Source organism: Marinobacter sp. C2H3 (genome assembly GCF_037080155.1).
Taxonomy (GTDB): Bacteria; Pseudomonadota; Gammaproteobacteria; order Pseudomonadales; family Oleiphilaceae; genus Marinobacter.
Genome location: NZ_JBBBNZ010000002.1, coordinates 886,254 through 905,842, shown reverse-complemented (window position 1 = coordinate 905,842; position 19,589 = coordinate 886,254). Strand labels below are relative to the sequence as shown.

Annotated in this window: 19 protein-coding genes; 16 read left to right on the top strand and 3 right to left on the bottom strand. The window is 64.3% G+C overall.

Annotated elements, in window-relative coordinates:
- Positions 1-141 precede the first annotated feature (141 nt).
- The 10 genes from V3388_RS09185 (at position 142) to lipB (ending at position 9,168) form a co-directional block, all read left to right on the top strand.
- Positions 142-1,398 (top strand): glutamate-5-semialdehyde dehydrogenase, encoded by a 1,257-nt coding sequence (locus tag V3388_RS09185; RefSeq protein WP_336367223.1) that lies wholly within the window; start codon positions 142-144, stop codon positions 1,396-1,398.
- 5 nt (positions 1,399-1,403) lie between these two features.
- Positions 1,404-2,054, top strand: a complete 651-nt coding sequence (nadD, locus tag V3388_RS09180; RefSeq protein ID WP_336367222.1) for a nicotinate-nucleotide adenylyltransferase — start codon at positions 1,404-1,406, stop codon at positions 2,052-2,054.
- 70 nt (positions 2,055-2,124) lie between these two features.
- Positions 2,125-2,475, top strand: a complete 351-nt coding sequence (gene rsfS / locus V3388_RS09175; protein WP_336367221.1) for a ribosome silencing factor — start codon at positions 2,125-2,127, stop codon at positions 2,473-2,475.
- Between the two features lie 3 nt (positions 2,476-2,478).
- Positions 2,479-2,949 (top strand): 23S rRNA (pseudouridine(1915)-N(3))-methyltransferase RlmH, encoded by a 471-nt coding sequence (gene rlmH, locus V3388_RS09170; protein ID WP_336367220.1) that lies wholly within the window; start codon positions 2,479-2,481, stop codon positions 2,947-2,949.
- 9 nt (positions 2,950-2,958) lie between these two features.
- Positions 2,959-4,857 carry a penicillin-binding protein 2 gene (gene mrdA, locus V3388_RS09165; protein ID WP_336367219.1) on the top strand — a complete coding sequence of 633 codons (1,899 nt, stop codon included), beginning with the start codon at positions 2,959-2,961 and terminating at the stop codon, positions 4,855-4,857.
- Positions 4,857-5,999, top strand: a complete 1,143-nt coding sequence (rodA, locus tag V3388_RS09160) for a rod shape-determining protein RodA (RefSeq protein WP_336367218.1) — start codon at positions 4,857-4,859, stop codon at positions 5,997-5,999. The genes mrdA and rodA overlap by 1 nt, the downstream gene beginning before the upstream one ends.
- Before the next feature lie 128 nt (positions 6,000-6,127).
- Positions 6,128-6,994 (top strand): septal ring lytic transglycosylase RlpA family protein, encoded by an 867-nt coding sequence (locus tag V3388_RS09155; RefSeq protein ID WP_336367309.1) that lies wholly within the window; start codon positions 6,128-6,130, stop codon positions 6,992-6,994.
- A gap of 41 nt (positions 6,995-7,035) precedes the next feature.
- Positions 7,036-8,220: a D-alanyl-D-alanine carboxypeptidase family protein gene (locus V3388_RS09150; protein ID WP_336367217.1), complete on the top strand. Its 1,185-nt coding sequence runs from the start codon at positions 7,036-7,038 to the stop codon at positions 8,218-8,220.
- Between the two features lie 32 nt (positions 8,221-8,252).
- Positions 8,253-8,522 carry an HP0495 family protein gene (locus tag V3388_RS09145; RefSeq protein ID WP_336367216.1) on the top strand — a complete coding sequence of 90 codons (270 nt, stop codon included), beginning with the start codon at positions 8,253-8,255 and terminating at the stop codon, positions 8,520-8,522.
- A gap of 4 nt (positions 8,523-8,526) precedes the next feature.
- Positions 8,527-9,168: a lipoyl(octanoyl) transferase LipB gene (gene lipB / locus V3388_RS09140; RefSeq protein ID WP_336367215.1), complete on the top strand. Its 642-nt coding sequence runs from the start codon at positions 8,527-8,529 to the stop codon at positions 9,166-9,168.
- A 7-nt stretch (positions 9,169-9,175) separates the two neighbouring features.
- On the opposite strand, the gene V3388_RS09135 is transcribed toward lipB, so the two are convergent.
- Positions 9,176-10,255: a GGDEF domain-containing protein gene (locus V3388_RS09135; RefSeq protein WP_336367214.1), complete on the bottom strand. Its 1,080-nt coding sequence runs from the start codon at positions 10,253-10,255 to the stop codon at positions 9,176-9,178.
- Positions 10,256-10,438: 183 nt separating this feature from the next.
- Here V3388_RS09135 and V3388_RS09130 point away from each other — a divergent pair, with 183 nt between their 5' ends.
- Positions 10,439-11,875 (top strand): ABC1 kinase family protein, encoded by a 1,437-nt coding sequence (locus tag V3388_RS09130; RefSeq protein ID WP_336367213.1) that lies wholly within the window; start codon positions 10,439-10,441, stop codon positions 11,873-11,875.
- Here V3388_RS09130 and V3388_RS09125 read toward each other — a convergent pair.
- Entirely contained in the window at positions 11,824-12,258 is a 435-nt protein-coding gene (locus V3388_RS09125) for a YqaA family protein (RefSeq protein WP_336367212.1), read from the bottom strand. The genes V3388_RS09130 and V3388_RS09125 overlap by 52 nt on opposite strands.
- A 129-nt stretch (positions 12,259-12,387) precedes the next feature.
- Between V3388_RS09125 and V3388_RS09120 the strand changes: the two genes are divergently transcribed.
- Entirely contained in the window at positions 12,388-12,642 is a 255-nt protein-coding gene (locus V3388_RS09120) for a GrxA family glutaredoxin (RefSeq protein WP_336367211.1), read from the top strand.
- A 74-nt stretch (positions 12,643-12,716) separates the two neighbouring features.
- Here V3388_RS09120 and V3388_RS09115 read toward each other — a convergent pair whose 3' ends face one another.
- The gene (locus V3388_RS09115; RefSeq protein WP_336367308.1) at positions 12,717-13,979 is read right to left on the bottom strand and encodes a 6-phosphofructokinase; all 1,263 of its coding nucleotides are present in this window, start codon (positions 13,977-13,979) and stop codon (positions 12,717-12,719) included.
- Between the two features lie 155 nt (positions 13,980-14,134).
- Here V3388_RS09115 and mpl point away from each other — a divergent pair, with 155 nt between their 5' ends.
- The 4 genes from mpl to V3388_RS09095 all read left to right on the top strand — a co-directional run bounded on the left by mpl (position 14,135) and on the right by V3388_RS09095 (position 19,478).
- The gene (gene mpl, locus V3388_RS09110) at positions 14,135-15,538 is read left to right on the top strand and encodes a UDP-N-acetylmuramate:L-alanyl-gamma-D-glutamyl-meso-diaminopimelate ligase (protein WP_336367210.1); all 1,404 of its coding nucleotides are present in this window, start codon (positions 14,135-14,137) and stop codon (positions 15,536-15,538) included.
- Positions 15,535-16,173 (top strand): flavin prenyltransferase UbiX, encoded by a 639-nt coding sequence (locus V3388_RS09105; protein WP_336367209.1) that lies wholly within the window; start codon positions 15,535-15,537, stop codon positions 16,171-16,173. The genes mpl and V3388_RS09105 overlap by 4 nt, the downstream gene beginning before the upstream one ends.
- A gap of 107 nt (positions 16,174-16,280) precedes the next feature.
- On the top strand, positions 16,281-17,420 hold the full coding sequence (locus tag V3388_RS09100; protein WP_336367208.1) for an acyl-CoA dehydrogenase family protein: 1,140 nt from the start codon (positions 16,281-16,283) through the stop codon (positions 17,418-17,420).
- Between the two features lie 144 nt (positions 17,421-17,564).
- Positions 17,565-19,478 carry a hypothetical protein gene (locus V3388_RS09095; RefSeq protein ID WP_336367207.1) on the top strand — a complete coding sequence of 638 codons (1,914 nt, stop codon included), beginning with the start codon at positions 17,565-17,567 and terminating at the stop codon, positions 19,476-19,478.
- Positions 19,479-19,589: the final 111 nt, after the last annotated feature.

Here is a 19,589-nt window from a genome sequence, read left to right as displayed (position 1 = left end):
GCGTCCTTCCTCTGCCCGGGCGTCCATTGAATGAGAAGAGTCGTGCAGCGGTATAATAGAGGTTTGAGGTGCGGACTGGAAACGGGAAAGGTAAAGTTAGGCCCCGACGACGTCACAGGTTTCACGCGAGAAGGTAGGCGGATGGATATCACACAGTATATGGCGGAACTCGGGCGCGAGGCCCGGTCCGCCTCCCGGGCCGTAGCACGGTCCACCACGGCGACCCGTAATCAGGCGCTCCTGGCCACGGCCGACGCGCTGGATGCCGCGCGCAACGAGCTGGCGGTCGCCAACGCCAAGGACCTGGAGCGTGGCCGTGAAAACGGGTTGGACGCGGCCATGCTGGATCGCCTCGAGCTTACGCCCCAGCGCATTGACGCGATGATCGAAGGCCTTCGCCAGGTGGCCGCGTTGCCCGATCCGATCGGTGAAATCACCGGGATGACCTACCGCCCGTCGGGCATCCAGGTGGGCAAGATGCGGGTGCCGCTCGGGGTGATTGGCATCATTTACGAATCCCGCCCGAACGTGACGGTGGAAGCGGCGAGCCTCTGCCTGAAATCCGGCAATGCGACCATTCTTCGGGGGGGGTCTGAATCGATTCACTCCAATCAGGCCATTGCCCGTTGCCTGGCCGATGGCCTCGCCAGCGCCGGGCTGCCGGAAACCGCCGTACAGGTGGTGCGCACCACAGACCGCGCGGCGGTGGGTGAGCTGATCACCATGCCGCAGTACGTCGATGTGATCGTTCCCCGGGGCGGCAAGGGCCTGATCGAGCGTATCAGTCGGGACGCCCGGGTGCCGGTGATCAAGCATCTGGACGGTGTCTGCCACGTCTACATCGATGGCCAGGCCGATCCGGACAAGGCCATGCGCATTGCCATCAACGCCAAAACCCATCGCTACGGCACCTGCAACACCATGGAAACGCTGCTGGTGGATCGCGCGGTGGCGGCCGACCTGTTGCCGGCCCTGGCCGAAGCGTTTGCCGGAAAAGGCGTTGAGCTCCGGGGTTGTCCGGACACCCTGGCACTGGTGCCCGCCGCAACAGCGGCCGAGGAAGCCGACTGGCACGCCGAGTACCTGGCGCCGATTCTGGCGGTTCGGGTGGTGGATGGTCTCGATCAGGCCATTGAACACATCAACCACTTCAGCTCCCAGCACACCGACAGCATCGTGACCGAGAACTTCACCCGCGCCCGGCGCTTTCTGACGGAAGTGGATTCCAGCTCGGTCATGGTGAACGCCTCGACCCGGTTTGCCGACGGCTTCGAGTATGGCCTTGGCGCCGAGATCGGCATTTCCACGGACAAGATCCACGCCCGTGGCCCGGTGGGCCTGGAGGGGCTGACGTCTCAGAAATACGTGGTCTTCGGCGACGGCCACATCCGGTCCTGATGGCCATGCACGTTCTGTATGGCGGCACCTTCGACCCGGTCCACCACGGCCACCTGCGGCTGGCCATTGAGCTGTGTGACCGCCTGGCGGTGGATCAGGTGCATCTGGTGCCCTGCCATGTGCCGCCGCATCGGGGCGCCACCGGCGCCAGCGCGAGCCAGCGGCTGGAACTGCTGGCGCTGGCGGTGCAGGGGGAAGCGCATCTGGCGATAGACGACCGGGAACTGCGCCGGGGCGGTGCCTCGTTTACCGCGGACACCCTGCGACAGCTCAGGAGCGAGCTGGGGCCGGATGTGCCCCTGGCCATGGTGGTCGGCACGGACGCGTTCGCCGGGTTTGATCGGTGGCGGGACTGGCAGGCCATTCCCGAGTTGGCCCACGTGGTGGTGGTGCAGCGCCCCGGTCCGGCATTGGACCCCGAAGGCGCCCCGGCGCGCCTGCTGGCGGAGCGGCGTGTGTCGGTCGCCGACGCCTTGCACCGCTCGCCTGCCGGCCTATGCCTGGAGCTGGCGCCGCCGTTGCTGGACATTTCCGCCACCGGCATCCGCGAGCGCATCGCCGATGGCCGTTCTCCCCGATACCTGATGCCGGACCCGGTGTGGCAGGCGATTCGCCGCCAGGGCCTTTACGGCGCCTGCACCGACGGGAACTTTTAGTGGTACACTGCCGTCCTATTGTCAATTTTCGGGTGGCCCGGGCGGCCGAGGCCCGGGTAACAGGGTGATTATGCAGGCGGAAGAGCTCAAAAACCTGGTGGTAACAGCACTGGAAGACGTAAAAGCCAAAGACATCAGCGTGATTGACGTCCGTGACCGCACCAGCGTCACCGACTACATGGTGCTGGCCTCGGGAACCTCCAACCGGCACGTGAAATCCCTGGCAGACTCGGTGCTGAGCGAAGCCCGGGACCAGGGCGTCCGCACCGGCAGCGTCGAGGGCGGCGCGGTCAGCGACTGGATCCTGGTGGATCTGGGCGACGTGGTGGTTCATGTGATGATGCCGGCGACCCGCGAGTTCTACGATCTGGAGCGCCTCTGGCGGGACGCGCCGGATCTGGGTGTCGCGGGTCAAGAATAATCCATGCGGCTTCGTCTGATCTGCGTAGGGCAGAAAATGCCCGACTGGGTCAGCGCCGGGTACCAGGATTATGCCCGCCGAATGCCCCCCGAGTTGCCCCTGGAGCTGGTGGAAATCGCCATGCCCCACCGGGGCAAGAATCCGGACATCCCCCGGTTGATGCAGAAAGAGAGCCAGGGCATCCTCGCCGCGCTGGGTCCCCGGGATCGGGTCGTGGCGCTGGAAGTCGGAGGCCGGCCCTGGTCCACCGAGGCACTGGCGGCCCAGCTTGAGCGCTGGCAACAGGATGGGCAGGACGTCAGTTTCCTGGTGGGCGGTCCCGATGGCCTGGCCGGTGAGTGTCGTCAGCGGGCCGACCAGCAGTGGTCCCTGTCGCCGCTGACGCTGCCGCATCCGTTGGTCCGCATCCTGATCGCGGAGCAGCTCTACCGGGCCTGGTCCATCACCCGCAACCATCCATACCATCGCGCCTAGGATTCCAGAATGCCGTGGGGTGAATTCAAGGATACCGCTGCCGAGCGCCGCTTATTCCAGCGCAGGGCGCTGGTCATGCTGGTGTTGGTGATCCTTGCCCTGGGTGGCCTTCTTGGCCGCATGTACCAGCTTCAGATCGTCGAGCACGAGACGTACACCACGCTGTCGGACAAGAACCGGGTTCAGGTTCAGTCGGTGGCGCCACCCCGTGGCCTGATCTACGATCGCAACGGTGAGTTGCTGGCGGAAAACCGGCCGGTATTCAGCGTGACCATCGTGCCCGAACGGGTCGACGGCATGGACGACACCCTGTCCAGGCTCCAGAGCATCATCGACGTGTCGGAAGACGACCTCCAGCGCTTCGACCGCCGGCTGCACGAGCCCCGCCGGCCCTATCAGGAAATCCCGCTGCGTTACGATCTTACCGAAAAGGAGATCGCCCAGCTGGCGGTTCGCCGCCAGGACCTGCCGGGGGTTGAAGTACGTGCCGAGCTGGTGCGCTACTATCCCCACAGCGTGCTGACGTCCCACGTGCTTGGCTACGTCGGACGGATCAACCGGGAAGAGTTGCAGTCCATTGATCCCGTCAACTATTCCGGCACGAACTACATCGGCAAGTCCGGCATCGAAAAGTTCTACGAGGAAAGCCTGCACGGCAAGGTTGGTTACCAGCATGTGGAAACCAACGCCCGGGGCCGCATTCTGCGGGTGCTGGAGCGCCAGAACCCGGTGCCCGGAGACGACCTGCGGCTGACCCTGGACCTGCGCATGCAGAAAAAGGCCTACGAGCTGCTGGACGGCCGTCGCGGTGCCATCGTGGCGATTGAGCCGAAGACCGGCGGCATTCTTGCCCTGGCCAGCGTACCCGGTTTTGACACCAACAAGTTCGTCACCGGCATCAGCGTGGACGATTACCGGGAGCTGCGGGAAAGCCTCGACAAGCCCCTGTTCAATCGCGCGCTGCGGGGGCAGTACCCGCCGGGCTCTACCCTGAAACCCATGCTGGCCGTGGCGGCCCTGGACAGCGGCGCGGTGACCCGAAACACACGCATCTGGGATCCGGGGTATTTCCAGCTCAACGACGGCGGCCGCCGTTATCGGGACTGGAAGCGTTGGGGCCACGGCTGGGTTGACCTGCGCAAGGCGATTGCCGAGTCCTGCGACACCTATTTCTACACCGCCGCCGTGGATATGGGGGTGGACACGATGTCCAGCTACCTGTCGCGGTTCGGCTTTGGTGAGAACGCGACCCTGGATGTCTACGGTGCCCTCAGCGGACTGCTGCCGTCCCGGGAGTGGAAGCAGGCAAACCGCAACCAGCCCTGGTACCCGGGGGATTCGGTGAACCTTGGCATCGGGCAGGGCTTCATGCTGGCTACGCCCCTGCAACTGGCGACGGCGACGGCGCTGATTGCCAACCGGGGCAAATGGGTAGAGCCTCGCCTTCTCATGCAGGTGACCGGAGACGACACCACCGACGAGGTACTTCCCCCAACCACCCATGAACCGCTCAAACTAAAGCGCCCGGAGGACTGGGAGTACGTGGTGGAGAGCATGGCGGCGGTGATGGAAAGCGTGCACGGCACCGGCCATCGGGCCGCCCAGGGGGCGTCCTATCGCATGGCGGGCAAAAGCGGTACGGCCCAGGTGTACAGCCTTGAGGAAAACGAAGAGTACAACGCCGACGAGATCCGTGAGCGGCTTCGGGATCACGCCCTGTTTATTGGTTTTGCCCCGGTCAAGGACCCGAAGATCGTGGTGGCCGCGATTGTTGAGAACGGCGGCAGCGGCAGCGGCACGGCGGCGCCGGTGGTCCGGGCCATGTTTGACGCCTGGTTGCTGAAATATTCCAAAGACGCGCCCGCCAGCCACAATCCTGAGCCGGCCAGCGCCGAGGAGACCCACTGATGGGACTGAAATCGACGACCGACGGGCTCGATCGCGGACCGCTGGAGCGCCGGCCCAGCGTTTGGTCCGCCTTGCACCTGGACCCGATTCTGCTGCTGTTGCTGGCGATTCTCATCACCGGGGGCCTGTTCGTGCTCTACAGCGGCGCCGACCAGAGCCTGGACATGGTGAAGGCCCAGGGCATCCGCATGGGCATAGCCCTGGTGGTTATGCTGGTGTTTGCCCAGCTCGACCCCTCGGTCTTCCGGCGCTGGTCACCCTGGCTCTATCTGGTGGGGGTACTGGCGCTTATTGCGGTACTGGTCGTGGGTATTGGTGCCAAGGGCGCGCAGCGTTGGCTGGCTCTGCCGGGCCTGCCCCGGTTCCAGCCCTCGGAGATCATGAAACTGGTGGTGCCGATGACCGCCGCGTGGTATCTGTCCCGCCACTATCTGCCGCCGAGGTTGCCACAGGTTGCCGCCGGCCTGGCCATCGTCCTTCTGCCGATGGGGCTGATCATCGAGCAGCCGGACCTGGGGACCTCCTTGCTGGTGGGCCTGGCGGGTATGTTCGTGGTGTTTTTTGCCGGCATGAGCTGGAAGCTGATCGCCACCATCATTGGCATGGCGTCGGTGTCCGCCCCGGTGCTGTGGTTTTTTGTCATGAGGGATTATCAGAAGCAGCGGGTGCTGACCCTGCTGGACCCCCAGAGCGACCCCCTCGGCGCCGGTTGGAACATCATTCAGTCGAAAACCGCCATCGGTTCCGGTGGGCTTGAGGGCAAGGGCTGGCTGATGGGCACTCAGTCCCACCTGGAGTTTCTGCCCGAAAGCCACACGGACTTTATCGTTGCGGTGCTGGCGGAGGAGTTTGGTTTTATTGGGATGGCGCTGCTGCTGACCGTGTACTTCCTGATCATCCTGCGGTGCCTGTACATCGCAGCCACCGCCCAGGATTCCTTCAGCCGGCTTGTGGCCGGCGCCCTGACCCTGACGTTCTTCATCTACGTGTTTGTGAATATCGGCATGGTCAGCGGCTTGCTTCCGGTGGTGGGCGTGCCGCTGCCACTGGTGAGTTACGGCGGTACCTCCAGCGTCACGCTGATGGCGGCGTTCGGGGTCTTGATGTCCATCCATACCCACCGGCGCATGATTTCCGCATGATTCAGCATGTCAGGGCGTTAATGGTGATGGCCACGGGGAAACCGGTAGAATGGGGAATGCCCCAGGAACGACAGACGACGAGGACACAATCGGTGACGCCATTGAACCAACGCTGGCTGCCCTGGCTGATGGCTTTTGTGGTCACCACGCTGGCCGGTTGCGCCTCGGCACCGGACCGGTCGTCGTCATCGCGGTACACGATCACCCAGGATCGGGCACCGTCCGTTGACATGGACGTTTCCGGCCTGGAGGATGCCCGCCCTCGATACGAGCGGCCGAAGACGGCGGGAAACAAGTCGCCGTATACCGTCTGGGGCGAGACCTACCGGGTGCTCAAGAGCAATGATGGCTACGTCGCCCGGGGTACAGCCAGTTGGTACGGAGAAAAGTTCCACGGCCACCAGACCTCCAACGGCGAGGTCTTCGACATGTACAAGATGTCGGCGGCCCACAAGACCCTGCGCCTGCCCGCCTTTGCCCGGGTGACCAACCTGGACAACGGCCGCTCGGTGATTGTCCGGGTGAACGATCGCGGCCCGTTCCACAGCGACCGGTTGATAGACTTGTCCTACGCCGCCGCCAAGAAGCTCGGGTATCAGTCCAGAGGGACGGCCAGGGTCGAAGTGGCCGCGATTACCGTACGACCGGACGGGCAGATGTTTCTGGCGGGCAAGCCGTTTACACCGGGCCAGTCGGACACCGCCCTGGCGGATCGCCAGGAACCGGCTAAACCGGTGGCGGCCGGTAGCGGGCAGGAAGCGCTGTTTGTGCAGTTGGCGTCTTTCTCCAGCCGTGCGCCAGCGGAGGCGTTGCTGAGTAAACTTCAGGGCCTGGTCAGCCAGCCCCTGCGGGTCCGCTCCGTAGACACGGGCGCGGGCCGCTTTCACCGGGTGCAGGTCGGGCCGTTCTCTTCGGAGGCGGACGCCCGGGCCACGCAGGCATCGCTCGAAGCACGGGGTTATGCCCAGAGCATCCTGCTGACCGACGTGCGTTGATGCGATAACACCAAACTCACCACTGACGAATGAACGGACCCATGGCTTTCCAAAAACTTTTGCGTTTCTCCCCCGTCGTGTTCGTGCTGCTGGCCCTGATGGCCGGCCAGGCAATGGCGCAACAGGCTCAACAGGCGCCCCAGGCCCTGATTCCGTCACCGCCGCAGATTGCTGGAAGCTCCTACGTGCTGCTCGACCCGAAAAGCGGCCGGGTGCTGATGGATGGCAACAGCCACGAGCGCCTGCCGCCGGCCAGTCTCACCAAAATGATGACCGCCTATCTGGTCGAGCGGGAAATGGACCAGGGCCGCCTGAAGATGTCTGATATGGTGCCGATCAGCGTCAAGGCCTGGAAAACCCAGGGCTCCCGGACCTTTCTGCAGGAGGGCACCCAGGTGCCGGTGGAAACCCTGCTCAAGGGTCTGATCATCCAGTCCGGTAACGACGCGGCGGTCGCGCTGGCCGAGTACATCGCCGGCAGTGAAGGCGCGTTCGTCGACATGATGAACCAGCAAGCGCAGATTCTGGGCATGAAGGACACCCACTTCGAGAACGCCACCGGTCTGCCCCACGACAACCACTATTCGACCGCGTTTGATCTGGCCCTGCTGGCCAAGGCCATCATCAACGACTATCCGGGCAACTACCCGCTATACGCGGAGAAGCACTTCACCTACAACAACATCCGCCAGCCGAACCGGAACAGCCTGCTGTGGCGGGATGACAGCGTTGATGGGCTGAAGACCGGCCATACCGAAGCCGCCGGTTACTGCCTGGTGGCGTCCGCCAAGCGGGACAACACCCGCTTTATCAGTGTGGTGATGGGCACCAGCAGCTCGGATGCGCGTGCTCAGGAAGTCCAGAAGATGCTGAACTACGGCTTCCGCTATTACGAAAGCGACCGCCTGTTCCGGGCCGGCGAAGAGCTGGTACGGCCGACCGTCTGGGGCGGTGAGGCGAACGCGGTATCGGTCGGCCTGACCAAGGATGTCTACGTCACCATTCCCCGTGGCGCCCGTGACGGGCTCAAATCCACCGTGGATCTTGATTCCGTGATCAAAGCCCCCATCAAGGCGGGAGACGAGCTGGGCACCGTCAGCGTGGTGTTGAATGGCGAGCAGTTGGTGCAACAGCCGGTGCGGGCGCTGACGGACGTGCCGGAAGGCGGCTTCTTCAAGCGGATCTGGGACGCCATCAAACTCTTCTTTGTTCAGCTGTTCCAGTAATTCAGAATCCTGCGGTACCGGAGGCCATGGCCATGAGCGATGTAAAAGCGCCGAAAATCGAGTTTCCCTGCGACTACGTGATCAAGGTGATTGGCCACGCCGCGCCGGATTTCACCGACTTCGTGGTGGAGGTGGTCGAGCAGCACGCCCCGGGTATTACCGAGGCGGACATCTCGGTCACCGACAGCAGCCGGGGTCGCTTTTCCTCGGTGCAGCTGAAAATCGTGGCCACCGGGGAGGACCAGTTGAAGGCGCTGTTCGAAGAGCTCAAGGCCAGCGGCCGCGTTCACATGGTGCTGTGAGCGAATGCCCGAGCTGATTGTCCGATCTCTGGGCGTGCAGCCCTATGAACAGACCTGGGAGGCCATGAAGCAGTTCACGGCGACCCGGGACGACGGCACCGCCGACGAACTCTGGTGCCTGGAGCACCCGCCGGTGTTTACCCAGGGCCAGGCGGGCAAGGCTGAGCACATCCTGTTCCCCGGTGACATCCCGGTGATTCAGGTGGATCGGGGTGGGCAGGTGACCTACCACGGCCCGGGCCAGTTGGTGGTCTACCTCATGATCCACCTACCGAGGCGCAAGCTGGGCGTACGCACCCTGGTCGACGTGATCGAACAGTCCCTGGTGGCCACGCTCGCAGAGCATGGGATCGAGGCGGCGCCCAAGCCGGACGCTCCCGGCGTCTACGTGAACGGCGCCAAGATCGCTTCTTTGGGTCTCCGGGTCCGACGAAGCTGCTCCTTCCACGGGCTGGCCCTGAATGTGGCGATGGATCTGGAGCCGTTTTCCCGCATTAACCCCTGTGGCTATCAGGGCATGGCGATGTGCCAGGTTCGCGATGCTGTGCCGGGTGTGACGGTGGCCGACATCCAGCCGCGGTTGGTGGCCCATCTTGTCGAGCGGCTGGGCGAGGGCGATGTCCAGTTCCGGGATGGCTGGGACTGAGTCGGAATCAGCCGGTCGCCCGGCGCACCGTATCGCGGCCGGCGCCCTTGGCCCGATAAAGCGCCTCGTCGGTCCGTTGCAGTAAACGGTCGACACTTTCATCCGCCCCAATAGCACCAACGCCAATGCTGGCGGTGACCCTGAGCCGTGGGTTTTCGTCGGCGGCTACCTGTGCCGTCAGCGCCGTGCGAATGCGTTCCGCCATGGCTGCCGCCTCCGGCTCCCCGGTTTCCGGCAGCAACACCAGAAATTCCTCCCCGCCCCAGCGTGCGGCCGTGTCTACCGCCCGGCACTGCTGGTTGAGCACCTCCGCAACGCCCCGGATGACCCGATCCCCGGTTTGATGGCCGAACTCGTCGTTGATGCGCTTGAACAGGTCGATGTCCAGCAACAGCACGGAAAATGGCCGATGGTGCCGGCGATAACGCTGATACTCGGCATCGGTGCGAGCCATGGCCTCACGCCGGTTGGCAAGCCCGGTCAGGGCGTCGTGCTTCGCCGCGTGCTCGAACTCCCCCGCCAGCTTCAAAAGCCCCAGCTTGCTGCGTCGTCGACTCTGGTCGAGCACGTAACAGGACACCATCTCGAAGGCCAGGGCGGCAATCATTGAGAGCCGGAAGCCGGTGCTGTAGGGCGTGTTGAATGCCCAGTCCCCGAGGGGGCTGAACAGCACGACAACGCCGGCAAATCCGCCGGCGCAGGCGAATACGCCCACCCGGGACTGGCTGATGTAAAAAATGATGGGCGGATAGGCGAACAGCCAGATGATCGCGGAACCGTCCTCCACCGCCCGAATGGACAGGTAGCAGAACAGCCCGATAATCAGGGCAATGAACACCCGGCGGTGAAGGGTCTGGCGCCGGACCCCGAGGTAGAGCAGCGTGTTCAGACCCAGGCCGGCGGCAAACGCCACCAGCAGTGCGGAGGTCGGTGCGGCGCCCTGATTCATGGCCCGCCAGGCGAAAAACGCCAGTAGCGGCACCGCCGCCAGGCTCAGGCCATTGATCAGTGCTGGTACCGGAATCTCCCCGCGAACCCGAAACTGCGAGAGCTCCTCGTCCGGGGTGCGTAAACCCGTCTTGTTCATGATAGTGTCTTGTTGTTGTCAGGTGTAAACGCCCGTGAGAGTGACGTTGTAGTACGGTCATTAGAATACGGCATTGGCCCGACGGCCTGAAGATGGCGGTCGTCCCGGTGACCGCGCCCGTCGCCCGAACCGGTATAATCAACCGGGCGTTTCCTCGTTATTTTCCGCCACAACAGGGTGCACATGTCTTCCAAACGCTCAGGATCCAAGGTCTCCCGCATCAAAACCGGCAGCTTTGAACGACGCCTGAGTCTGACCCGGGCCGGCCTCACCGCCGGTACCCGCATGGCCTCGCACATGGCCACCAACTGGTTCAGCAGCAAAGAGACCCGGGAGCAGCGTCACCGGGCCATGCTGTCCAGCCAGGCCCGATTCCTGGTGGACGAACTGGGTCGGCTCAAAGGCAGTGTCGTCAAGATCGGCCAGATGATGGCCCTGTACGGCGAGCACTTTCTGCCGGAGGAAGTCACCGAAGCGCTGCACACCCTGGAGGACCAGACCACCTCCCTGGAATGGCCGTCCATTGAGCGGGTGCTGGTGGCCGAACTGGGGTCGCAGCGGCTGGCGGAACTGGACATAGACCCTGAGCCCATCGGCGCCGCATCCCTTGGCCAGGTGCATCGGGCGGTGCGCCGGTCAGACGGCACGGAGCTCGTGCTGAAAGTGCAGTACCCGGGCGTGGCGGACGCGGTGGACAGCGATCTGAACGCGGTGGCCCAGCTGCTCAAAGTGGCGCGGCTGGTGAACTTCGGGCCGGAGTTTGATGACTGGCTCGAAGAAGTCCGGGACATGATGCACCGGGAGGTGGACTACCGCCTGGAGGCTCGCACCACCGAAAAATTCCGAACGCTGCTGGCGGATGATCCCCGCTTTATCGTGCCCCGGGTGCTGCCGGAATACTCCTCGGACCATGTCATTGCCTCGACCTTCGAGGAAGGTCACTCGGTCGGCTCCCAGGAGGTCCGCCACTTGTCGTTGGCGCGTCGCAGTGCCCTGGGCAAAGCTGCGCTGGAGCTGTTTTTCCGGGAATTGTTCGTGTGGGGGGAAATCCAGACCGACCCGAATTTCGGCAACTACCGCATTCGCATTGCCGGCGAGGAGGGTGAAGACCCAGGGTATGATCGCATCGTACTGCTGGACTTTGGCGCGGTGCAGAGCTATTCCGCCGAGTTCCTAGACCCGGTAATCGAGATGATCCGGGGTTCCTACGAAAACGACCTGGACGCGGTGATCGACGGCGGCGTGAGGCTGCACTTCATGAGCATGGACTGGCCGGCGGAGGTTCGCCAGACTTTTGGGCGGGTGTGCATGTCGGTGCTGGAACCACTGGCCAGGGAGCAGAGCGAGTGGCCAGAGCATGCGGTGAACGCCGAGGGTGAGTACCGCTGGAAACAGAGCGACTTGCCGTCCCGGGTCGCACGCACCGCCGCACGATCCGCCATCAGCCGGTATTTCCGGGTACCCCCCAAGGAATTCGTGTTTCTCAACCGCAAGCTGATCGGCGTGTACACGTTTATCGCGGTGTTGCATTCCGAGTTCAACGGCGAGCCGCTGCTGCGCCGCTACCTTTATCCGGACGCGCCGGACACCTCCAGCACCACCCAGAGCACAAAGGCGTAACGCAGGCCTTTGCCAATCGCAACGAGCACCACGAAATTGAGCCACGGCACCCGCATGATGCCCCCGACCAGGGTCAGCGCGTCGCCGCCAATGGGCAGCCAGCCCAGCAACAGTGACCACTGGCCATAGCGGTTAAAGCGCGTCCGGGCCCGGTCAAGTTGGGCCTCGGTGACGGGAAACCAGCGCTTGTGCTTGAACCGGTCCACCTGCCGCCCGAGAACCCCGTTCACCACCGATCCCAGCGTGTTGCCCGCCGTGGCCCAGAACCACAGCCAGAACAGCGAGTAGCCCTTGGTCACCAGCGCGCCCAGAAGCACCTCCGAGTAAGCGGGGAGGATGGTGGCGGCAACAAAGGCCGTCAGGAACAGCGTCAGGTAGCTCACTCGCGCCTCCGCATCGATCGCTGCTATGGCAGTGATTCACAGGGTTTATTTCCAGCCGTGCACGTGCCGCAGTATGCTTGTCCACTCAGTTCATGTCACGGTGGCAGCCGGCCACCCAGCGGAGGATGTATGGATCAGGTGACGATTTACGGGCGTTCCAGCTGTGGGTTCTGTGTGATGGCCAGGCGCCTGTGTGAGTCCATGAACCTGGAGTACGTCTGGGTGGACATGATCGCGGAAGGCCTGTCCAAGGAAGACATTGCCGCGCGAATCGGGCACCCGGTGCGGACGGTGCCCCAGATCCTGATCGGCCAGCGGTACATTGGCGGGTATGACGAGTTCTCCGCTTACGTCCGGTCCCACGCCTCAGAGCTGGCCCGGTAATCTCGTCTTCCTGAAACGCACAGCCCCGGTCACCAGAGTGGCCGGGGCTGTGGTCGTGGGGCAGGGCGAGCCGGTTACAGCTTGAATTCGGTCCGCAGCTTTTTTTCGACCAGTTGGTTTTTCAGCTTCGCGACCCTTGGCAGGCCATGGTCGAACGGCGGGAAGCTTTCGCCTTCGATCAACGGGGCCAGGTAGTCCCGGCAATCCTGGGTGATCCCGAAACCGTCGTCGCGGATGTAGTGGATCGGCATTTTCTTTTCCTGGTTGGCCACTTCACTGAGCGGCGCTTCACCAATGTGCCAGCGGTACGGTTTGGACTGCTCACGCACGATGATCGGCATAACCGCCTGCTTGCCGCTGATGGCCATCTCCACCGCCGCCTTGCCGACCGCGTAGGCCTGTTCCACGTCCGTCGCGGAGGCAATGTGCCGGGCGCTGCGCTGCAGGTAGTCGGCGACCGCCCAGTGATATTTGTAGCCCAGGGCCTGGCGCACCATGTTGGCCAGCGCCGGCGCCACGCCGCCCAGCTGGGTGTGGCCGAAGGCATCCTTGGCCCCGGCGTCCGCGAGGAAGCGGCCGTCTTCGTACTGGGCGCCCTCGGACGCCACCACCACGCAATAACCGTAATCCTTCACGCTCTGGTCCACACGCGCCAGGAACTGCTCCCGATCGAACGGAATTTCCGGGAACAGGATGATGTGCGGCGGCTCGCCTTCACCCTGGCCAGCAAGGCCACCGGCCGCCGCAATCCAGCCGGCGTGCCGCCCCATGACTTCCATGATGAACACCTTGGTGGAGCTCTCGCACATGGAACGGATGTCCAGGCTGGCTTCCAGGGTGGAGGTGGCCACGTATTTGGCCACGGAGCCGAAGCCCGGGCAGCAGTCGGTGAAGGGCAGGTCGTTGTCGACCGTCTTGGGCACGCCGATGCAGGTGATCGGGTAGCCCATCTTGTCGGCAATCTGGGAGACCTTGTAGGCCGTATCCTGGGAGTCGCCGCCGCCGTTGTAGAAGAAGTAGCCGATGTCGTGGGCCTGGAAGACCTCGATCAGCCGCTCGTATTCCCGGCGGTTTTCAGACAGGTTCTTGAGCTTGTGCCGGCAGGAGCCAAACGCGCCGCCGGGTGTGTGCAGGAGGGCCTGGATGGCGTCATCGCTCTCGAGGCTGGTGTCGATCAGCTCTTCTTTCAGGGCGCCAATGATGCCGTTGCGGCCGGCATAGACGGTGCCGATCCGGTCCGGGTGCTTGCGGGCGGTCTGGATCACGCCGCAGGCGCTGGCGTTAATGACGGCGGTGACGCCGCCGGACTGGGCGTAAAACGCGTTCTTGATGGCCATCTCGGGCTGAAGCCTCCTGGTGGGTTCAACGATGGCGCCGATGATACGCCAAACGCCCTGGATTTTCATGAGCGGCATTGCCGCGGGGCCACCCTTGACGCCTCTCGGCGTATGGGGGACGCTTGTCGGACTTTTCAGGAGAGGTCGATTACCGCATGCACATTCATATCCTCGGAATCTGCGGCACCTTCATGGGCAGCCTCGCGGTGCTGGCCCGGGAACTGGGCCACACGGTCACCGGGTCCGACCAGGGCGTCTATCCGCCCATGAGCACCCAGCTTGAACGGGAAGGCATCCGGTTGATGGAGGGGTATCACGAGGACCATCTGACGCCGAGGCCGGACCTGGTGCTGATCGGCAACGCCATGTCCCGGGGGAATCCCGAGGTGGAAGCGGTACTGAACCGCAACATCGATTACATGTCCGGTCCGGAATGGCTGGCCCGGGAGGTGCTCCGCCATCGCTGGGTGCTGGCGGTGGCCGGCACCCACGGCAAGACCACCACCACCTCCATGCTCCTGTGGATACTGGAGCAGGCCGGCCTGGCCCCGGGTTACCTGGTGGGCGGTGTGCCCCTGGATTTTCCGGTGTCCGCGCGCCTCGGCGGCAGTGACTTTTTCGTGATCGAGGCGGACGAGTACGACAGCGCCTTCTTTGACAAGCGCTCGAAGTTCGTTCACTACCGCCCCCACACGGTGATCCTCAACAACCTGGAGTACGACCACGCCGACATTTTCGACAGCGTCGAGGCCATTGAGCGGCAGTTCCACCACCTGGTGCGCACCGTGCCGTCCCGCGGGTTGATCGTTCGCCCGGCGCTGGACGGTCACCTGGACAACGCTCTGGCCATGGGCTGCTGGACGCCGGTTCAGGACACGGCGATTGGCAGTGAGATTTCGCGGACGGCGGACTGGCGGGCGGAACTGCTGTCCGACGACGGCAGCCGGTTCATGGTGATTCACCACGAACAGCCGGTGGCCACGGTGACATGGCCCCTGACCGGGGAGCACAACGTGCGCAACGCCCTGGCGGCCATTGCCGCGGCCCGGCACGTGGGCGTCACCCCGGACCACGCGGTGGCGGCCCTGTGCCGGTTCTCCGGCGTGCGCCGCCGGATGGAGCGGATTGCTGAGATCAACGGCGTGACCGTCTACGACGACTTTGCCCACCACCCCACCGCCATCGCCACCACCCTGGCCGGGCTCCGTCATCAGGTGGGCGACGAGACGATCCTGGCGCTGATCGAGCCCCGTTCGAACACCATGAAACAGGGCGTGCACCGGGAGCGGCTGCTGGACAGCGCGGGCGCGGCGGACCGGGTTCTGTGGGCGAATCTGAACGACATGGATTGGCTGGAAACCCTGGTGTCTGACTGGCAGGCCGGCGCCGACGCGCCGGACCGGGAGCGACATACCGTGGGCACCTCCGTCGAAACGCTCATCGCCCGGGCCCTGAAGGGTCTGCCCCGGCCTTGCCACATCGTGATCATGAGCAACGGCGGCTTTGGCGGCATCCACGGAAAACTGGTGGCCGCCCTGCAGGAGGAAACCCGGACATGACCGAGCCCGCGATGCCTGACCGCACCATTAACCTGGCCTTTACCGGCGCCTCCGGGGCCCAGTACGGGCTGCGCCTGCTGCAGTGCCTGGTGGCCGCTGGCTGCCGGGTGAACGTCATGATCAGCAAGGCGGCCCAGGTGGTGATTGCCACCGAAACCGACCTGCGCCTGCCGGGCACGCCGCCGGCCATGCAGGAGCGGCTGACGGAATTCGCGTCTGCCAAGCCCGGCCAGATCCGGGTGTTTGGCCGGGAGGACTGGTTCTCGCCGCCGGCCTCCGGCTCCGGCGAGAAGGCGCCGCTGGTGATCTGCCCGTGCAGCACCGGTACGCTCTCCGCCCTGGCCACCGGCGCCAGCAACAACCTGATCGAACGGGCCGGGGACGTGGCCCTCAAGGAGCGCCGGACGCTGATCCTGGTGCCCCGGGAAGCGCCGTACTCGGAAGTGCATCTCGATAACATGCTGCGCTTGACCCGCATGGGCGCGGTGATCCTGCCCGCCAGCCCCGGTTTCTACCATCGCCCGCAATCCATCGAAGACCTGGTCGATTTCGTGGTAGCCCGTCTGCTTGACCACCTCGATGTGCCTCAGGACTTGATGCCCCGCTGGGGCGAGGACCGCCCCCGCCGGGACTGACCCCGATGGTTTTGGCCAGCCGGTTTGATGGTTTTCACCATTGAGCCGGCGTGGCCCTGCGTCGAGACTGGATGAACCTTCTCCCTGACGACGCACCGAGGTTCACCATGATTCCACGTACCCTGTTTGACGCCGACCTGGAAGGCTTCCGGGATTCGGTCCGCAAGTTCCTTGAGCAGGAAGCCGCCCCCTATCACGCCCAGTGGGAAAAAGACGGGCAGGTCAGCCGCGAGCTTTGGCGCAAGGCCGGGGAGCTGGGCTTTCTGTGCCCGATGCTGCCGGAGGAATACGGCGGTGTTGGCGCGGATTTCCGCTACAGCGCCGTCATCATCGAGGAAATCTCCCGGGCTGGCCTGTCCGGGATTGGCTGGGGTCTGCACTCGGACATCGTGGCGCCCTACATCCTCAACTACGGTTCTGAGGCACAGAAGCAAACCTACCTGCCGAAACTGGCCTCCGGTGAGATGATCGGCGCCATCGCCATGACCGAACCGGGCGCCGGCTCGGACCTGCAGGGCGTGAAAACCACCGCGTTGCCCAAAGGCGATCACTACCTGCTGAACGGCTCCAAGACCTTCATCACCAACGGCCAGTTGGCTGACCTGGTGATTGTCGTCTGCAAAACCGACCCCGCCGAGGGCGCCAAGGGTATCAGCCTGATGTTGGTGGAAACCGCCTGGGACGGGTTCGAGAAAGGCCAGAACCTGAACAAGGTAGGCATGAAGGCCCAGGATACCTCGGAGCTGTTCTTCCAGGACGTGAAGATTCCGGCCGGCAATCTCCTGGGTGGCCGGGAAGGGCAGGGCTTCTTCCAGCTGATGCAGGAGCTGCCCGCCGAGCGTTTGCAGGTGGCTCTGGCGGCGGTGGCCGCGGCGGAGGCTGCCTGGCAGTGGACGCTGGACTATGTGAAAGAACGCAAGGCCTTTGGCAAGCCGGTGCTGGCGTTCCAGAACACCCGCTTCAAGCTGGCGGAAATGAAAGCGGACATCACCGCCGCCCGGGTATTCTGTGACCGCTGCCTGGAGCTGCATCTGGAGAAAAAGCTGGATGTGCCCACCGCCGCCATGCTCAAGCAGTGGACCACCGACCTGCAGTGCAAGGTGATGGACGAGTGCGTCCAGCTGCACGGCGGTTACGGCTATATGTGGGAGTACCCCATTGCCCGCGCCTGGGCCGATTCCCGCGTCCAGCGGATCTACGCCGGCACCAACGAGATCATGAAGGAGATCGTGGCCCGATCGTTCTGATTCGCCCCTGAATCCCCGCTCAGGCCGGGCGGTCTTGTCAGACTGCCCGGTTACGAGACTTTACAATTTGCCAAGCCTATCAAGGTACCGCGTCGTCAGTTTGCCTAAAGTACCGGATCACCACCATGGATCACGGTTACCGACATGACTGGACGACACCTTGCCCGCCTGACTTCGCTGATGCTGCTCGCCACCGCCCTGGCCGGGTGTGGCGAGGAATCCACACCGTCCCCCGTGGACGGGCACGACTTCGATGGCGTTGATTACAGTGCAACCCAACCCTACACCGGCCGGGTGATCGATGATTACCTCAAGGGGGCCCGTGTGTGGCTGGACCTGGACGGCGACGGCCAGGTAACCCCCGGTCCTCTGGAACTGACGCTGGACAACGGCAATGTGGCCACCCTGGCGTCCGGCGAGCCCACCGCCCTGACCGGCGACGGCGGGCGGTTCTCCCTGGACGTCTCGGAACTGGACCTGCCGCCCGAGGTGGGGCCGGACCTGAGGCCCGAGGATTACCCGTTGTACGCCCTGGCGCTGCCGGGCCAGACGGTGTCACAGACCCGGTCGGGCGACGTGCCGGTGAGCCGGGCGTTCCTGCTGTCGGCGTCCCCGGGGGTCACCCAGGTCACGCCCCTGAGCATGGTCGAGCGCTACCGCCGGCTGGCCGGCGTTGACAGCTTCCAGGCCCTGGCCACGGAGGGGGGTGACAGCCTGGACGGCCTGAACCTGCTGCGGGATTACGTGCTGGCAAACGACGCGCAGGCCCAGGCCTATGCCCGCGCGCTGGCCCGGTTCGCGGCGAGCCAGATTCCCGACGAATACAACACGCTGCTCTCAGGCAGCGGCGCGGACGGCACGCTGCGGTACCTGGGCAAGCCCGCGGTGTTCCTGCTGGGCCTCTCCCTCATGAAAAACGCCCCGGCGGTCATTCAGGTGGTGGATGATGCCGCCGCCGGCGATTACGCCAACGTGGACGTCGACAGCCTGAACCTGCCCTCGGTGCCGCTGGAATTGAGCGATCCCTCGGTCCTGACCGAGCAGATCGTCTACGCCGCTTCCGAATCCGGCAACCTGCCGGCCAACCGCAGCGCCCTGACGGTCTCGGCCCGGCTGCACTTCGAGTACTCCGAAGATGGCCGCCTGACCTCCGTGGCCTCGGACGGCTGCATGGCGCCGGCGCTGCCGGAGCTGGCGCGGCTGATTCGCGTCGGCGGCTATCCGTCCAAACTGACGCCTCAATGGCTGCCGTCGGTGTCTCTGTCGCCACAGAGCAAGCAGGTGTATGGGGATGGCAAGCTGGATGAACGTCTGACGTTTGACTGGACCCAACAACAGGCGGCTTTTGAAACCGTCAGTGGCTGTCACAGCAGCGAGGGTATCAACAGTGGCCTGACGGATTTGTTGCCGGAGGGCAGTGCCGAAATCTTCACCCAGGCGCCGGTACTCTATACCTGGACACTGTCGGGTGGGGCGCTGGCAGAGCTGAATAGACAGGTCCGGGGCGAGGCGGGGTCGACCACTATCCTGGTGCCAGACGCCGACGCCGTCGACGTACCGCCGTTCGCCGGGTACGCCCTGTCCCGGGATGGTAACCCTCTGGAGGCGCTGACCTTTAACGGTGGGGCGGTGTCCTGCGGCACGGCACCGGACCCCGACAGCACGGACCAGGTTGCCACGGCCCAATTTCCCTATACCTTCACCGGGTATGACCAGCCCTCAAACTTTACCGGCCTGGCGGCGGAATACGACACCCGCGAACTGACCGGCGACGCCGGCAGCGCCAACGTCTCTCGCCTGCTGCGCTACGGCTTCCTGGACCCGGCGCTGTCGGGCTTGCCAAACGTGGCTGCCGACAGCGGCTTCGAGTGGCTGTTCTTCTACCCCAGATTGTTGAACCCGGACCACCCGAACCAGATTCTGTCTGCCTATCTGCACGACTACACCGGCCCCCGTGATTGTGGCTACGGCTATGGCGAACCGCCGTTCTCAGCGTTTGCGGAAGTACGGTATGCGTATCGGGCGCTGTCGGATTACCTGGTGGACCGGCTCAACTGAGCCGGTGATTCGTTGCCCGGCCCGTAGCCTGCGGGTTGGGGGCCGAAAAAGGCCAACGGCAATACACCGCAAGACCCGGCTGGGCGCGGTAATCGAATCGGTTCGTGTAAC

Excerpts from the sequence above, each read along its gene's own strand:
- V3388_RS09185 (WP_336367223.1), top strand. The coding sequence starts at position 142 with ATGGATATCACACAGTATATGGCGGAACTCGGGCGCGAGGCCCGGTCC.
- nadD (WP_336367222.1), top strand. The coding sequence starts at position 1,404 with ATGCACGTTCTGTATGGCGGCACCTTCGACCCGGTCCACCACGGCCAC.
- rsfS (WP_336367221.1), top strand. The coding sequence starts at position 2,125 with ATGCAGGCGGAAGAGCTCAAAAACCTGGTGGTAACAGCACTGGAAGAC.
- rlmH (WP_336367220.1), top strand. The coding sequence starts at position 2,479 with ATGCGGCTTCGTCTGATCTGCGTAGGGCAGAAAATGCCCGACTGGGTC.
- mrdA (WP_336367219.1), top strand. The coding sequence starts at position 2,959 with ATGCCGTGGGGTGAATTCAAGGATACCGCTGCCGAGCGCCGCTTATTC.
- rodA (WP_336367218.1), top strand. The coding sequence starts at position 4,857 with ATGGGACTGAAATCGACGACCGACGGGCTCGATCGCGGACCGCTGGAG.
- V3388_RS09155 (WP_336367309.1), top strand. The coding sequence starts at position 6,128 with ATGGCTTTTGTGGTCACCACGCTGGCCGGTTGCGCCTCGGCACCGGAC.
- V3388_RS09150 (WP_336367217.1), top strand. The coding sequence starts at position 7,036 with ATGGCTTTCCAAAAACTTTTGCGTTTCTCCCCCGTCGTGTTCGTGCTG.
- V3388_RS09145 (WP_336367216.1), top strand. The coding sequence starts at position 8,253 with ATGAGCGATGTAAAAGCGCCGAAAATCGAGTTTCCCTGCGACTACGTG.
- lipB (WP_336367215.1), top strand. The coding sequence starts at position 8,527 with ATGCCCGAGCTGATTGTCCGATCTCTGGGCGTGCAGCCCTATGAACAG.
- V3388_RS09135 (WP_336367214.1), bottom strand. The coding sequence starts at position 10,255 with ATGAACAAGACGGGTTTACGCACCCCGGACGAGGAGCTCTCGCAGTTT.
- V3388_RS09130 (WP_336367213.1), top strand. The coding sequence starts at position 10,439 with ATGTCTTCCAAACGCTCAGGATCCAAGGTCTCCCGCATCAAAACCGGC.
- V3388_RS09120 (WP_336367211.1), top strand. The coding sequence starts at position 12,388 with ATGGATCAGGTGACGATTTACGGGCGTTCCAGCTGTGGGTTCTGTGTG.
- V3388_RS09115 (WP_336367308.1), bottom strand. The coding sequence starts at position 13,979 with ATGGCCATCAAGAACGCGTTTTACGCCCAGTCCGGCGGCGTCACCGCC.
- mpl (WP_336367210.1), top strand. The coding sequence starts at position 14,135 with ATGCACATTCATATCCTCGGAATCTGCGGCACCTTCATGGGCAGCCTC.
- V3388_RS09105 (WP_336367209.1), top strand. The coding sequence starts at position 15,535 with ATGACCGAGCCCGCGATGCCTGACCGCACCATTAACCTGGCCTTTACC.
- V3388_RS09100 (WP_336367208.1), top strand. The coding sequence starts at position 16,281 with ATGATTCCACGTACCCTGTTTGACGCCGACCTGGAAGGCTTCCGGGAT.
- V3388_RS09095 (WP_336367207.1), top strand. The coding sequence starts at position 17,565 with ATGACTGGACGACACCTTGCCCGCCTGACTTCGCTGATGCTGCTCGCC.